The sequence below is a fragment of the Kitasatospora sp. NPDC059160 genome (assembly GCF_042755465.1).
In the GTDB taxonomy this organism is placed as follows: Bacteria; Actinomycetota; Actinomycetes; order Streptomycetales; family Streptomycetaceae; genus Kitasatospora.
The window spans coordinates 1-13735 of sequence record NZ_JBHZCN010000085.1; the positions used below are offsets into that span (position 1 = coordinate 1).

Genomic DNA, 13735 nt, shown 5'->3' on the forward strand with positions numbered 1-13735 from the left:
CCCACCCCCTCCACCGCCCCCTCCCGCAGCGCGTCCCTCTCGCCTTGGGCGGGTGGTGGGGGGGGAGGGGGTGGTGGGCGCGCGGGGCGTTGCCCGCGCGCCCGTGCAGGTGGGTTTCCGGCTCCTTGGGGGTGGTCAGACGGGGATGGTGGGGTGGTGGGTGCTGAGGAGGTGCCAGAAGCGGGGGGTGAGGGGTGGGGTGGGGGTGGTGGGGTGGGTGGTGGTGCCCCAGTGGGAGGGGATGTGGTGTTCCTGGTGGAGGACGGGGAGGACGGCGGCGAGGTCGGGTTCGGGGACGGGGACGAGGCGGGCGATCGGGCGGAGGTGGGGTTGCCAGCGGCCGGCCACGCACTGGCGGAGCAGGGCGTCGAGGGTCTCGCGGCGGCCGGTGGCCTCGACGAGTTCGGTGAGGCGCAGGCCGAGGACCTGGGCGAGGGCGTGGGTCTGGTCCGGGTCGCCGTCCCAGTCGCCGGTCAGTTCGGCCTGGCGGTAGGTGGGCAGGGGGATGCCGACCCGTTCGGCGACGGTTTCCGGGGGGAGTTCCCGGGCGAGGCGGTGGTCGCGCAGGCTGACGGGGTGGCCGGGCATCAGGGCGGCGGCCGGGCACCAGAGGGCGCGGGCCAGGGCGATGAACTCGGTCTCGCCGGGGCGCAGCACGCCGTCCTCCCAGGCGAGGACGTGGCCGGGCAGCAGTCGGACGCCGTGTGCGGCCATGCCCTCGGCGACCTGCTCGGGGGTCAGCCCGAGGCCGGTTCGGTGAGCCCGGGCGGCCTCCGGCGAGAACGGCACCGGGGCGGGGGCGGCGACGGGGGGCTTTCTGCGGCGCATGGCCGAACCGTAGGCGTGGCCTGCGGCGCGGCCCCAGCCGCCGAACGCACGAAGCGGGGGCGCCGGGCTCTCGGTGGTACTGGGCGATCGCACAGGGCGGGGGCGGGTGCGTCGTGTGACCAACCCCTCCGTGACCTCGGTTGACTCCCGGTTCGGGCGCGTGATGGGATCCTGGGGCCAAACGGAGGCATGGAGAGGAAGCCGGTGCGAGTCCGGCGCGGTCCCGCCACTGTCACCGGGGAGCACGCTCGGAAAGTGCCACGGCGGACCGTCAGGGGCCGTTGGAAGGCCCGGGGGTGCGTCGGACCCGGAAGCCAGGAGACTCTCGCCCCCGGTACGTCGATCCAGGGCGCGGACCCTGAGTGAGGACACCCACGCGATGCAGGCTGCCCCGCCCGGTTGGATCCCCGGCTTCTCGATGTTGTGCGCCCGCTGACCCGCGCCGCCGCCTTCGGCCTGGGCGCGCTCGTGGGCTACGCCGCCGACGCCCGGTACGCCGACCCGCGCCGCGGCCACCCCGTCGCCCTGTTCGGCACGGCCGCGGGGCGGCTGGAGCGGCGGCTGTGGCGCGACGACCGGGCAGCAGGAGCCGGGTACACCGCGGTGTGCGTGGGTGCGGTCGCGGCCGGCGCGCTCGCCCTGGACCGTACGGTCGGGCGCCGTCCGCTGGGCCGGGCCGCGTTGGCGGCGGCGGCGACCTGGACGGTGCTCGGCGGCACCTCGCTGACCCGGGAGGCCCGCACCGTCGGACGCTCGCTGGCCGCGGGCGACCTGACGGCGGCCCGGGAGCGGCTGCCGCACCTGTGCGGGCGGGATCCGAGTGCCCTGGACGGGCAGCAGATCGCCCGGGCGGTGGTCGAGTCGGTGGCCGAGAACACGGCGGATGCCGTGGTGAACGCACTGGCCTGGGGTGCCCTGGCGGGCACGCCGGGGCTGCTGGCGTTCCGCGCGGTGAACACCCTGGACGCCATGGTGGGCCACCGCTCGCCCCGCTACGCCCGCTTCGGCTGGGCCTCGGCCCGGCTGGACGACGTGGCGGGCTGGCCGGGCGCCCGGCTGACGGCCCTGCTGACGGTGGCCGCCGCGCCCGAGCCCCGGACCGCCTGGCGGGTCTGGCGCCGGGACGGCTCCGCGCACCCGAGCCCGAACGCGGGCCAGGCCGAGTCGGCCTTCGCGGGGGCGGTCGGGGTCCGGCTGGGCGGGACGTTGCGGTACGGGGAGCGGGTGGAGCACCGGCCCGTCCTGGGTGCGGAGTTGCGGCCGGTGACGGTGGACGACATCGAGCGGGCCTGCACGCTGTCCCGGCGGGTGGGCGCGCTGGCGCTGGGTACGACGGTCGCGGGGCACGTCCTGCTGCGCATGCTGATGAGGAAGAGGGGTGGGGCATGACCAACGCACTGCTGGTCGCGGGGACGACCTCGGACGCGGGCAAGAGCGTGGTGACGGCCGGGATCTGCCGGTGGCTGGCCCGCCAGGGCGTGCGGGTGGCGCCGTTCAAGGCGCAGAACATGTCGCTGAACTCCTTCGTCACCGCCGACGGGGCCGAGATCGGCCGCGCCCAGGCGATGCAGGCGCAGGCCGCCCGGGTGGAGCCGGAGGCGGCGATGAACCCGGTGCTGCTCAAGCCGGGCGCGGACGGCCGCAGCCAGGTGGTGCTGCTGGGCAGGCCGGTGGCCGAGGTGGGCGCGCTGGACTACCGGGAGCGCAAGCCCGTCCTGCTGGAGCGCGCGCTGGAGTGCCTGGCCGATCTGCGCGCCCGCTACGACGTGGTGGTGTGCGAGGGCGCCGGCTCCCCCGCCGAGATCAACCTGCGCGACCGGGACATCGCCAACATGGGCCTGGCCACGGCCGCCGCGCTGCCGGTGGTGGTGGTCGGGGACATCGACCGCGGCGGGGTGTTCGCGGCGATGTACGGGACGCTGGCGCTGCTGTCGGCGGAGGACCAGCGGCACGTGGCCGGCTGGTTCGTCAACAAGTTCCGCGGTGACGCCCGGCTGCTGGCGCCCGGGCTGGAGATGCTGCACGAGCTGACCGGCCGTCCGGTGCTGGGCACGCTACCGATGCTGCCGGGCCTGTGGCTGGACGCCGAGGACTCGCTGGACCTGTCCACCGTGGTGGACCGGGTGGACGGGCGCGGGCCGCTGGGGGCGGACGTGCTGCGGGTCGCCGTGGTGCGCTTCCCGCGCCTGTCGAACTTCACCGACCTGGACGCGCTGGCCCAGGAGCCGGGCGTGCTGGTGCGCTGGGCGACCCGGCCGGAGGAGCTGGCCGACGCCGACCTGGTGGTGCTGCCCGGCACCCGGGCGACCGTGGCGGACCTCGCCTGGCTGCGCGAGCGCGGCCTGGAGCCGGCGTTGAAGGCGCGGGCGGCGGCCGGGCGGCCGGTGCTCGGGGTGTGCGGCGGCTACCAGATGCTGGCGCACTCGATCGAGGACGAGGTCGAGTCGAAGGCCGGTGTGGTCGACGGACTCGGGCTGCTGCCGACCCGGGTGCGCTTCGGCGTCGAGAAGGTGCTGGCGCGGCCGGTCGGCGAGGCGTACGGGCAGCGGGTGGAGGGGTACGAGATCCACCACGGGGTGGTGGCCGTCGAGGGGGGCGTTCCCTTCCTGGACGGTTGCCGGGTCGGCTCGGTCTGGGGCACCACCTGGCACGGCGCGCTGGAGAACGACGGCTTCCGCCGTGAACTCCTGCGCGAGGTCGCCGACTTGGCGGGCCGGGCGTTCGTACCGGCGCCGGACACCTCGTTCGCCGTGGCGCGCGAGTCCCGGCTGGACCGGCTGGGCGACCTGATCGAGGAGCACGCGGACACCGACGCGTTGTGGAAGCTGATCGAGGGCGGGGTGCCGGCGGCCGGATCGCTGCCGTTCCTCCTGCCCGGAGCACCTGGGAGTGACGCATGAGTGAGGTCCGCTATCCGTTCACCGCGATCGTCGGGATGGCCGACCTGCGGCTCGGGCTGCTGCTGAACGCGGTCTCCCCGGCCGTGGGCGGCGTGCTGGTGCGCGGCGAGAAGGGCACCGCCAAGTCGACCATGGTGCGCGCGCTGGCCGGGCTGCTGCCCGCCATCGCCGTCGTGGACAGCTGCCGGTTCGCCTGCGACCCGGCCGGGCCGGACCCGCAGTGCCCGGACGGCCCGCACGCCACCTTTGGGAGCCACCAACGGCCTTCCCAGCTGGTCGAGTTGCCGGTCGGCGTGGCCGAGGACCGGATCGTCGGCTCGCTCGACCTGGAGCGCGCGCTGGCCGAGGGCGTCAAGGCGTACGAGCCCGGCCTGCTCGCCAAGGCGCACCGCGGCGTGCTGTACATCGACGAGGTGAACCTGCTCCAGGACCACGTGGTGGACCTGCTGCTGGACGCCGCCGCGATGGGCCGCTCCTACGTCGAGCGCGAGGGCGTGTCGGTACGGCACGCGGCGCGGTTCCTGCTGGTCGGCACCATGAACCCGGAGGAGGGCGAGCTGCGGCCGCAGCTGCTCGACCGCTTCGGCCTGACCGTCGAGATCGCCGCCACCCGGGAGCCGGCCGAGCGCGCCGAGGTGGTCCGGCGCCGGCTCGCCTACGACGCCGATCCGGCCGGGTTCGCCGACCGGTTCGCGGCGGAGGAGCGGGAGCTGGCCGAACACATCACCGCGGCGCGGGAGTTGCTCCCGAAGGTCGAGCTGACGGATGTGGCGCTGCGTCAGATCACGGCGGTGTGCGCCGCGTTCGAGGTGGACGGGCTGCGCGCGGACATCGTGATGGCCCGCACCGCGGTCGCGCTGGCCGCCTGGGCCGGGCGGACGGAGGTGCTGGAGGAGGACGTCCGCAAGGCCGCCCAGCTGGCCCTGCCGCACCGGCGCCGCCGCAACCCCTTCGACGCCCCGGGGTTGGACGAGGAGCAGCTGGACCGCACGCTGGAGGAGCACGCCCAGCCGGAGGAGCCGGAGGTCGAGCCGGATCCGGAGGGTGACGGGCCGGAGCCCGACGGGGACGGTCCGGACGGGGGCGGTGACGGCGGCCCGGGTGACGGCGGCCCCGACGGCGGCGGCGCGCCCGAGCCGGCCGACGGCGCGGCCCCGGAGCCCGCGGCCACGGACACCGAGGCGCCCGAGCCGCAGCCCGTACCGGCCCAGCACCCCTCCCCCGCCCGGGAGTCGGCACCGGTCGCGGCCGGGGACCCGTACCGGACGCGGCTGTTCACCGTGCAGGGCACCGGCCACGGCGCCCAGGGCCGGCGCTCCCCCGCCGAGACCACCGGCGGGCACACCGTCCGGGCCCGCCGCCCGCAGGGTGCGCTCAGCCGGCTGCACCTGACCGCGACCCTCCAGGCCGCCGCGCCGCACCAGGTGGCGCGTGGGCGGGCCGGCCGGGCGCTGGTGCTGCACAAGGACGACTTCCGCGAGCAGGTGCGCCAGGGACGGGAGTCCAACCTGGTGCTGTTCGTGGTGGACGCCTCCGGCTCGATGGCCGCCCGGCAGCGGATGACCGCCGTCAAGGGCGCGGTGCTGTCGCTGCTGATGGACGCCTACCAGCGCCGGGACAAGATCGGCATGATCACCTTCCGCGGCGCGGACGCCGAACTGGCCCTGCCGCCCACCTCCTCGGTGGAGGTCGGCGCCGCCCGGCTGGAGACCCTGCCCACCGGCGGGCGCACCCCGTTGGCGGCCGGCCTGCTGCGCGCCCACGAGGTGCTGCGGGTCGAGCGGCTGCGCGACCCGAACCGGCGCCCGCTGCTGGTCGTGGTGACCGACGGCCGGGCCACCGGCGGGCGGGACGCGCTCGCCCGCTCCCAGCGGGCGGCCACCCTGTTCGCCGCCCAGGGCACCGCGAGCGTGGTGCTGGACTGCGAGTCCGGGCCGGTCCGGCTGGGCCTGGCCCGCACCCTGGCCGGGCTGCTCGGCGGCAGCGCCGTCAGCCTGGACGAGCTGCGCGCGGAGGGCGTGGCCTCGCTCGTCCGCGCCAACCGACCCGTCTCCACCTCGATCCGAAAGGCGGCCTGAGCCGACATGCCCAAGGGTGTCCCCGAGAGCGTTCCCGACGACGGCCTGACGACCCGTCAGCGCCGTACCCAGCCGATCACCGCCGTGCACACCGGCCCCGGGAAGGGCAAGTCCACGGCCGCCTTCGGCATGGCGCTGCGGGCCTGGAACCAGGGCTGGTCGGTCGGGGTGTTCCAGTTCGTGAAGTCCGCCAAGTGGAAGGTCGGCGAGGAGAACGCGCTGCGCGTGCTCGGCGCCTCCGGCGAGGGCGGCACCGTCGACTGGCACAAGATGGGCTCCGGCTGGTCCTGGATCCAGCGCTCCGCCGAGCAGGAGATGACCAGCGAGGAGGCGGCCAAGGAGGGCTGGGAGCAGGTCAAGCGCGACCTCGCCGCCGAGACCTACCGCTTCTACGTCCTGGACGAGTTCACCTACCCGATGCACTGGGGGTGGATCGACCCGGAGGAGGTCGTCGCGGTGCTCCAGGACCGCCCCGGCAGCCAGCACGTCGTCATCACCGGCCGGTACGCGCCCGAGGCGCTGACCGGGGTCGCCGACCTGGTCACCGAGATGACCAAGGTCAAGCACCCCATGGACGCCGGCCGCAAGGGCCAGCGCGGTATCGAGTGGTGACCTCTTGAACAACGTCCCCCGCCTCGTCGTCGCGGCGCCCTCCTCGGGCGCCGGCAAGACCACCGTCGCCACCGGCCTGATCGCGGCGCTCGCCGCGCGCGGGCTGGCGGTGTCGCCGCACAAGGTCGGCCCCGACTACATCGACCCGGGCTACCACGCGCTCGCCGCCGGGCGCCCGGGCCGCAACCTGGACGCCTTCATGTGCGGGCCGGAGCGGATCGCGCCGCTGTTCCTGCACGGCGCGGCGGGGGCGGACGTCGCCGTGGTCGAGGGCGTCATGGGCCTGTTCGACGGGGCCTCCGGGCGCGGGGAGCTGGCCTCCACCGCGCACGTCGCCAAGCTGCTGCGGGCCCCCGTGGTGCTGGTGGTGGACGGCTCCTCGCAGTCCCGCTCGGTGGCCGCGCTGGTGCACGGCTTCGCCTCCTGGGACCCGCAGGTGCGGCTCGCCGGGGTGATCCTCAACCGGGTCGCCTCCGACCGGCACGAGCACCTGCTGCGCGAGGCCCTGGAGGAGGGCTCCGGGGTGCCCGTGCTGGGCGCGCTGCGCCGCTCGGCGGCCGTGGCCACGCCGTCCCGGCACCTCGGGCTGATCCCGGCGGTGGAGCGCTCGGCGGAGGCCTTGCAGGCCGTTGCCGACATGGGCTCCCTGGTGGCGGCTTCGGTCGATCTGGACGCCGTACTGGAACTCGCCCGTACCGCACCGGCGTTGGACGCCGAAGCATGGGATGCCTCGGCGGAGGTCACGCCGGTCGGCGGGCGGCCGCGGATCGCGGTGGCCGGCGGTGCGGCGTTCTCCTTCTCGTACGCGGAGAACGCCGAACTGCTCGGCGCGGCGGGCACCGAGGTCGTCCCGTTCGACCCGCTGCACGCCTCGATGCTGCCCGAGGGCACCGCCGGACTGGTCATCGGCGGCGGCTTCCCCGAGCTGTACGTCCGGGAGTTGAGCCGGAACGCCGAACTGCGGCGGGCCATCGCCGACTTCGCGGCGGCGGGCGGCCCGATCGCCGCCGAGTGCGCCGGACTGCTCTACCTGGGGCGGGAGTTGGACGGCCTGCCGATGTGCGGCGTGCTGGACAGCGACGCCCGGATGACCGAGCGGCTCACCCTCGGCTACCGGGAGGCCGTCGCCCTGCACGACTCCCCGCTCGCCCCGGCGGGCACCCGGCTGCGCGGGCACGAGTTCCACCGGACGGTCTGCGAACCGGGCGCCGGCGAACACCCCGCCTGGGGCTGGCGCCTGCCGACCGGGCCGCGGACGGAGGGGTTCGCGGGCGGCAACGTCCACGCCTCGTACCTGCACCTGCACTGGGCCGGGGCACCCGGGGTGGCGGAGTCGTTCGCGGGAGCGGCGGCGGTGTTCAATTCCGGGGCGTCCTGAGGGCTTTGCTCCCTAGGATGCGCGCATGGATGTGATCGTTCTCAACGGCGGCTCCAGTTCCGGGAAGTCGAGCATCGCCCGGCGCTTGCAGGAGCTGCTCCCGGAGCCGTGGCTGCACCTCGGCGCGGACACCATGGTGGAGGCGCTGCCGCCGTGGCTGCTCGGCGGCGAGGAGGGCATCGGCGGCCTGACGGACGGGGACGGCACGGTCGAGGTCGGGCCGGCCTTCGCCCGGCTGGACGCCGCCTGGACGCTCGGCGTGGCCGCGATGGCCCGGGCCGGGGCCCCGGTCCTGGTCGACGAGGTGTTCCTCGGCGGCGCCGCCTCCCAGCAGCGGTGGCGCGCGGCGCTGGACGGCCTGGAGGTGCTCTGGGTCGGCGTGCGCTGCGACCCGGCGGTGGCCGCGGCCCGCGAGGCCGCGCGCGGCGACCGGGTCGCCGGGATGGCGGCCGTGCAGGCGTCGGCGGTGCACGAGGGCGTCGCGTACGACCTGGTGGTCGACACCTCGCGGGCCTCGGTGGCGGACTGCGCCGACGCCGTCCTCGCCCGTGTCGCGGCCGCCGGATGAGCCCCGCGCGGGCGGCCCGTTGCGGTTGACTGTCCGGGGACACCCCCTTCCCACGGAGGCACCCCCATGGCCAGGCAGTACGAGTACAGCGCCGAGCTCCACTGGACCGGCAACCGGGGCACCGGCACCAGCGACTACCGGGCCTACTCCCGCGACGTCGAGGTGTCGGTCGAGGGCCTGCCGGGCATCCTCGGCTCCGCCGACCCCGCCTTCCACGGCGACCCGGCCCGTTGGAACCCGGAGCAACTGCTGCTGGTCTCGCTCGCCCAATGCCACCTGCTGTCGTACCTGCACCAGTGCGCGGTGAACGGGGTCGTGGTGACCTCGTACGCGGACCGGCCGGCGGGCACCATGACCGTGACCCAGGAGGGCGTGCGCTTCACCTCGGTGGTGCTGCACCCGCGGGTCGAGGTCGCCGAGCCGGGGATGGTGGAGCGGGCCCTCGGCCTGCACGGGGCGGCGAACCGGGGCTGCTTCATCGCCAACTCGGTGAACTTCCCGGTGCGGCACGAGGCCGAGGTGACGGTAGGGGTCGCGGGGTAGCCGCGGGTCAGAGCGTGAGGGTCTGCCAGCCGCGGGTGATCTGCTCGTGGACGGCCGCCTGGTCCGGCGTGGTCGACCGGGCCACCGCGAGCGCCGCCAGCAGCGCCGTGCCGTCCGCCGGGCGGGCGGCCGGGTCGATGGCCAGGGCACGGGCGACGACGGCCGCGAGCCTCGGGTCGAGGGCCTGGACCGCCGCCAGGGCGGCGGGCTCGGGCCCGCTCTCCACGATCCGGCGGATCACCGCGCCCGTGTTGGTCGCCGCGAACGGGCTGACGCCGTACGCGGCGCAGACCACGCAGCACGCCCAGGCCCACACGTCGGCCGCCGGGCCGGGCCGCTCGTCGCCGAACTGCTCCGGCGCCATGTACGTCAGGGTGCCCGGGCCGCCGCCGGTGGCGGTCAGCCGGGTGCCGTCCACGATCGCCGCGATGCCGAAGTCCAGCAGGCGCGGGCCGGCCGTGGTCAGCATGATGTTGGCGGGCTTGAGGTCCCGGTGCACCAGGCCGAGCCGGTGCACCCCGGAGAGCGCCACGGCCAGCGCCAGGGCCAGGGCGTTCAGCGCCTCGGCGGAGCGGATCGGGCCCTGTTCGCGCAGATGGGCGTCGAGCGGGCGCCCGTCCAGCAACTCCATGGCCAGGTACGGGCGACCGGCGTCCACACCGGTGTCGAGCACCCGGGCGGTGTAGGCGCCGGGGACCATCGCCAGCACCTCGGCCTCGCGCTGGAAGCGGCGCAACAGGTCGCCCTCGGCGAGGAGTTCGGGGTTGATGGTCTTGAGCGCGACCTGGGTCGCGGAGCCCTGGCGCTGGGCGAGGTAGACCGTGCCCATGCCGCCGGAGCCGATCCGGCCGAGCAGCTGGTAGCCGCCGATCGTCCGGGGCTCGTGCGCGCCCAGCGGACTGCCGACGGGCGGGGCGGACGCCACCGGCGGCACCACGGGCGGCATCGGCGGGGCGGGCGGGGCGGGCGGGGCCGGCGGGGTGGACTGCGGGGGGACGTAGGGGCCCTGCGGCGGCTGGGCGGTGGGCGCGTACGGGTTCTGCGCGTCCAGGTACGCCTGGAACGCCTGGGCGGCACCGGCCTCCGGGGCACTCCCCGGCTGCGCACCGACCGCCTTGGGCCGGCCGCTCACGAAGAAGGCGACGAGCTGGAACACCAGGGCCGGGAGGACCAGACCGGCCGGCAGGACGAACACCGCGAGCGCCGCGCGGAGGACCAGCAGGCCGACGACCCGGGCCTGGGTCGCGCCCGCCGACCAGATCTGCGGAGGCAGGTCCGCGGTCAGCAGCCTGCGCTGGGTCAGGTAGCACAGCAGCAGGCAGAGCAGCAGGCAGACAACGAACACGGCGATGTACACGGTCTGCGCCGTGTCGAAGTGCAGACCCACCGAGTAGCCGAGGTACCTCGAGTTGACGGGGTCGAACGGCTCGCCCAGCCCGATGTGCGTCATGTTGCCCACGACGTTGTAGGACAGCAACACCACCACCCCGGCGATGCCCAGCAGGCCCAGCACCAGCTCGCCGACGGTCGCGCCGATCCCGCCCGGCGCACCCCCGCCCGCGTCCGCGCCGGTGGCGGCCAACGCCCTTCGGCGCGCGGCCGTTTGGGCACGCACCAGCACCGGCAGCGTCGCCAGCCGTAGCAGCAGCGCCGCACCGATCATGAGCAGTGCGACGACTTCGAGCACACTCAGCATGCTTCCCCCTGGCTGATCGAGCACACGGAGTATAGGGCCGATGCGGCCCGCGGGCGGAGCTACCGGTCCAGCAGGGCGCCGAGGTAGCGGTCGATCTCCGCGCGCAGCTCCTCCGGCATCGGCACGTGCCAGTGCCCGCTGCCCGCGGTCGCGTTGAACAGCACTCCGTCGCACCAGCGGATCAGCCGGCGGGCGTCGCCCTCGGGGTCGGTGGAGCCGGCGGCGGCGAGCAGGACGGCGCCGAGCTCGGCGAAGCGGGCGCCCAACCGGTCGTAGACGACGCGCAGTTCGGGCCGGCGGGTGGCCTCCAGGGCGAGTTCCAGGCGGGCCAGGGTGAGCCTGCGGCCGCTGGTGAGCGCCTGGAACAGCACCTCGGCGCCGACCTCGGCCAGCATCGCGCGGGCCGGTGCGGCCGCTCGGGGGCGCTCGCCCTCGGTGAAGACCGGGTGGTCGACGGTCTCCCGCTCGACGATCCGGGTGAGCACGAGTTCCAGCAGGGCGGCCCTGGTCCGGGCGAGGTTGGAGGTCGAGCCGGCGGGCAGGCCGGCGGCGTCGTCCACGGCGCGGTGGGTGAGTCCGCGCAGGCCGGCCTCGGCGATCAGGTCGATGGCGGCGTCGGCGATCAGGGTCGGGCGCGGGGGCGTCATGGGTCCGATCATGGCCTTTCCTCGGGGGCTACCCAACTCACTACAGCCGTAGTTTACGGCCCACTACATGTGTAGTACGGTGCCGAGCAGTGGCCACTACAGCTGTAGTGGCCGAGAGCGTGGGAGAACAGGAGCCCCCATGGGCCAGCACCAGGCGATCGTCATCGGCGGCGGCATCGGCGGCCTCACCGCCGCCCTCGCCCTCCACCGGCAGGGCGTCCCCGTCACCGTCCACGAACGCGCCGCGAACCTGGAACCCGTCGGCGCCGGACTCGCCCTCGCCCCCAACGCCCTGCGCGCCCTCGACCTCCTCGGCGTCGGCCCCCGGCTGCGCGCCCGCGCCACCGACCACCCCGCCGTCGGCATCCGCCACCCCTCCGGCCGCTGGCTCGTCCGCACCACCGGCGCCGCCGTCCGGGCCCGCTTCGGCGACTCCGTCGCCGCCGTCGCCCGTGCCGAGGTCATCGCCGCCCTGGTCGACGCGCTGCCCGAAGGCACCGTCCGCACCGACTCCCCCGCCACCGTCACCGACCCCGGCGACCACCACCGGCCCGCCGTCGTCCGCACCCGCGAGGGCGACCGGGCGGCCGCCCTGGTCGTCGCCGCCGACGGCATCCACTCCGCCACCCGCAGCCTGCTCTTCCCCCACCACCCCGGCCCGCGCTACAGCGGCTTCACCACCTGGCGCGCCGTCGTCACACCCGGGGCCCGTCTTCGACCGGCCGCCGCCGGCGAGGTCTGGGGCCCCGGCCGCCTCGCCGGGATCGTCCCGCTCGCCGAGGACCGGGTCTACGTCTACGGCGCCGCCCTCGCCCCGGCCGACGCCCGCGCCGCCGACGAAGCGGCCGAACTCCGGCGGCTCTTCGGCGACTGGTGCGCCCCCGCCCCCCAGCTGTTCGCCCTCGCCGAACCGGACCGGCTGCTCCGCAACGACGTCCGGGAACTCGCCGACCCCCTGCCCGCCCACCACCACGGCCGGGTCGCCCTCCTCGGCGACGCCGCCCACGCGATGTGCCCCTTCCTCGGCCAGGGCGCCTGCCAGGCCATCGAGGACGCCGTCGTCCTCGCCTCGCTGCTCACCCCCGCCGGCGACCCCGCCACCGCCCTCCCCGCCTACACCGCCGCCCGGCTCCCCCGCACCACCGCCGTCGTCACCGCCTCCCGCCGCACCGGCAGCCTGGTCGCCCTCCGCACCCCCGCCGCCACCCTCCTGCGCACCACCGCCCTCACCCTGGCCGGCCTCCTCCCCACCCGCACCCTCCTCGGCCGCACCGGCACCCTCTACGACTGGCAGCCCCCCGCCCTCCACCCGGCGGCCTGAGGGTCGGAGCCCGAGTTCGCCCGGCCCCCGGCAGTCGCCCTCGTACTCCCACTGCGGCAACCCGACACCTTTTAGCCGAAGCGCACCCGCCACTCGTCGCCGACCGGCGGCGGCGCGACCTCATCGCCACGCTCGGGGCTCACGGGGCGACCACCTCACCGTGATCGTCGCCGGGCAGCGGCCTCGTCAGCTCCGCGGTCAACTCCGGGTCGGCGAGGATTCTGGCGGTGGCACGCCATTCCGCTATCACGCGGTGCAGGTTGGCGTGTACGTCGAGCTCCACGACATCACGCGTCGCCTCGACGAGGTCGACGACGAACTCCCGCACCTCCTCGGCGGAGAGGTGCCTGACCCAGGGGAACACGGCGGGAAGCGCCAGCAGCACGGCGCGCGCGCCCTCGTCGCTGCCGATCAGCGCCGTGAAGAGGCGCGTGGTGACATCGGCGGTCTCCTCTCGCAACACCCGACCGGGTTGTCAGCGGGGATCGGGAGGATGGGCGGCATGACGGACTCAGGGCAAGCCATCGCCAACTACTGGGACGCGGCCGCGGCGGTCTTCGACGAGGAGCCGGACCACGGGTTGCGGGCGCCGGTGGTGCGGGAGGCGTGGGCGCGACGGGTGCGGGGGTGGTTGCCGGGCGGGGCGGTGGAGGTGCTGGATGTCGGGTGCGGGACGGGGTCGTTGGCCGAGTTGGTGGCGGCGGACGGGCACCGGGTGACGGGGGTGGACCTGGCGCCGCGGATGGTCGCGCGGGCCCGGGCGAAGCTGGCGGCGGCCGGGCTGGCCGGGCGCTTCCTGGTGGGGGACGCGGGCGCGCCGCCGCTGCGGGAGGGCGGCTTCGACGTGCTGCTGTCGCGGCACCTGGTCTGGACCCTGCCCGACCCGGAACGGGCGCTGCGCGCCTGGGTGCGGCTGCTGCGCCCGGGCGGGCGGCTGGTGCTGGTCGAGGGGCGCTGGCGCGAGGCGGGCGAGCAGGCGGCCCCGTACGTCGCCGGGGCGGAGCGGCTGCCCTGGGGCGGCGGCGTGGGCGCCGACGAACTGGCCGCGGCGGTCCGCCCGTTGGTCGCGGAGCTGCGTGTCGAGCCGCTCAGCGGGGACGCGGCCCTGTGGGGCGGTCCGGTGCACGACGAGCGCTACGCACTGGTCGCAACCACCTGACGGAT

Annotated in this window: 13 protein-coding genes and 1 riboswitch; of the genes, 9 read left to right on the forward strand and 4 right to left on the reverse strand. The window is 75.7% G+C overall.

The window, feature by feature from the left end; translation table 11 throughout:
* Window positions 1-135 precede the first annotated feature (135 nt).
* The gene (locus ACFXOZ_RS30470) at window positions 136-828 is read right to left on the reverse strand and encodes a transcriptional regulator (RefSeq protein WP_380525162.1); all 693 of its coding nucleotides are present in this window, start codon (window positions 826-828) and stop codon (window positions 136-138) included.
* A gap of 193 nt (window positions 829-1021) precedes the next feature.
* A riboswitch (cobalamin riboswitch) is annotated at window positions 1022-1153 on the forward strand.
* 107 nt (window positions 1154-1260) lie between these two features.
* Here ACFXOZ_RS30470 and ACFXOZ_RS30475 point away from each other — a divergent pair.
* The 7 genes from ACFXOZ_RS30475 (at window position 1261) to ACFXOZ_RS30505 (ending at window position 8907) form a co-directional block, all read left to right on the forward strand.
* Window positions 1261-2217 (forward strand): cobalamin biosynthesis protein, encoded by a 957-nt coding sequence (locus ACFXOZ_RS30475; RefSeq protein WP_380593400.1) that lies wholly within the window; start codon window positions 1261-1263, stop codon window positions 2215-2217.
* Complete coding sequence (locus tag ACFXOZ_RS30480) at window positions 2214-3728, forward strand: cobyric acid synthase (RefSeq protein WP_380525164.1); 1515 nt, start codon at window positions 2214-2216, stop codon at window positions 3726-3728. Before ACFXOZ_RS30475 ends, ACFXOZ_RS30480 begins: the two co-directional genes overlap by 4 nt.
* Entirely contained in the window at window positions 3725-5806 is a 2082-nt protein-coding gene (locus tag ACFXOZ_RS30485; protein ID WP_380593382.1) for a putative cobaltochelatase, read from the forward strand. The genes ACFXOZ_RS30480 and ACFXOZ_RS30485 overlap by 4 nt, the downstream gene beginning before the upstream one ends.
* A gap of 6 nt (window positions 5807-5812) precedes the next feature.
* Window positions 5813-6418 (forward strand): cob(I)yrinic acid a,c-diamide adenosyltransferase, encoded by a 606-nt coding sequence (cobO, locus tag ACFXOZ_RS30490; RefSeq protein WP_375894599.1) that lies wholly within the window; start codon window positions 5813-5815, stop codon window positions 6416-6418.
* A 4-nt stretch (window positions 6419-6422) separates the two neighbouring features.
* Window positions 6423-7796: a cobyrinate a,c-diamide synthase gene (locus ACFXOZ_RS30495; protein ID WP_380593383.1), complete on the forward strand. Its 1374-nt coding sequence runs from the start codon at window positions 6423-6425 to the stop codon at window positions 7794-7796.
* Window positions 7797-7821: 25 nt separating this feature from the next.
* A complete protein-coding gene (gene cpt / locus ACFXOZ_RS30500; RefSeq protein ID WP_380593384.1) occupies window positions 7822-8364 on the forward strand; it encodes a chloramphenicol phosphotransferase CPT in 543 nt (180 codons plus the stop codon).
* Between the two features lie 66 nt (window positions 8365-8430).
* Entirely contained in the window at window positions 8431-8907 is a 477-nt protein-coding gene (locus tag ACFXOZ_RS30505) for an OsmC family protein (protein ID WP_375894593.1), read from the forward strand.
* A gap of 7 nt (window positions 8908-8914) precedes the next feature.
* Here the strand turns inward: ACFXOZ_RS30505 and ACFXOZ_RS30510 are convergent, their stop codons facing one another.
* Together ACFXOZ_RS30510 and ACFXOZ_RS30515 are read right to left on the reverse strand one after the other, a co-directional pair.
* Window positions 8915-10603, reverse strand: a complete 1689-nt coding sequence (locus ACFXOZ_RS30510; protein WP_380593385.1) for a serine/threonine-protein kinase — start codon at window positions 10601-10603, stop codon at window positions 8915-8917.
* Between the two features lie 59 nt (window positions 10604-10662).
* Complete coding sequence (locus tag ACFXOZ_RS30515) at window positions 10663-11262, reverse strand: TetR/AcrR family transcriptional regulator (protein WP_380593386.1); 600 nt, start codon at window positions 11260-11262, stop codon at window positions 10663-10665.
* 127 nt (window positions 11263-11389) lie between these two features.
* Between ACFXOZ_RS30515 and ACFXOZ_RS30520 the strand changes: the two genes are divergently transcribed.
* On the forward strand, window positions 11390-12571 hold the full coding sequence (locus ACFXOZ_RS30520; RefSeq protein WP_380593387.1) for an FAD-dependent monooxygenase: 1182 nt from the start codon (window positions 11390-11392) through the stop codon (window positions 12569-12571).
* A 139-nt stretch (window positions 12572-12710) separates the two neighbouring features.
* Here the strand turns inward: ACFXOZ_RS30520 and ACFXOZ_RS30525 are convergent, their stop codons facing one another.
* Window positions 12711-13034 carry a prevent-host-death family protein gene (locus ACFXOZ_RS30525; protein ID WP_380593388.1) on the reverse strand — a complete coding sequence of 108 codons (324 nt, stop codon included), beginning with the start codon at window positions 13032-13034 and terminating at the stop codon, window positions 12711-12713.
* 39 nt (window positions 13035-13073) lie between these two features.
* On the opposite strand from ACFXOZ_RS30525, the gene ACFXOZ_RS30530 reads away from it, so the two are divergent.
* On the forward strand, window positions 13074-13730 hold the full coding sequence (locus ACFXOZ_RS30530; RefSeq protein WP_380593389.1) for a class I SAM-dependent methyltransferase: 657 nt from the start codon (window positions 13074-13076) through the stop codon (window positions 13728-13730).
* Window positions 13731-13735: the final 5 nt, after the last annotated feature.

Bases quoted from the DNA above. Each gene is read 5' to 3' on its own strand.
- ACFXOZ_RS30505 (WP_375894593.1), top strand. From the start codon at position 8,431: ATGGCCAGGCAGTACGAGTACAGCGCCGAGCTCCACTGGACCGGCAAC.
- ACFXOZ_RS30485 (WP_380593382.1), top strand. From the start codon at position 3,725: ATGAGTGAGGTCCGCTATCCGTTCACCGCGATCGTCGGGATGGCCGAC.
- ACFXOZ_RS30520 (WP_380593387.1), top strand. From the start codon at position 11,390: ATGGGCCAGCACCAGGCGATCGTCATCGGCGGCGGCATCGGCGGCCTC.
- ACFXOZ_RS30515 (WP_380593386.1), bottom strand. From the start codon at position 11,262: ATGATCGGACCCATGACGCCCCCGCGCCCGACCCTGATCGCCGACGCC.
- cobO (WP_375894599.1), top strand. From the start codon at position 5,813: ATGCCCAAGGGTGTCCCCGAGAGCGTTCCCGACGACGGCCTGACGACC.
- ACFXOZ_RS30530 (WP_380593389.1), top strand. From the start codon at position 13,074: ATGACGGACTCAGGGCAAGCCATCGCCAACTACTGGGACGCGGCCGCG.
- ACFXOZ_RS30510 (WP_380593385.1), bottom strand. From the start codon at position 10,603: ATGCTGAGTGTGCTCGAAGTCGTCGCACTGCTCATGATCGGTGCGGCG.
- ACFXOZ_RS30470 (WP_380525162.1), bottom strand. From the start codon at position 828: ATGCGCCGCAGAAAGCCCCCCGTCGCCGCCCCCGCCCCGGTGCCGTTC.
- ACFXOZ_RS30480 (WP_380525164.1), top strand. From the start codon at position 2,214: ATGACCAACGCACTGCTGGTCGCGGGGACGACCTCGGACGCGGGCAAG.
- cpt (WP_380593384.1), top strand. From the start codon at position 7,822: ATGGATGTGATCGTTCTCAACGGCGGCTCCAGTTCCGGGAAGTCGAGC.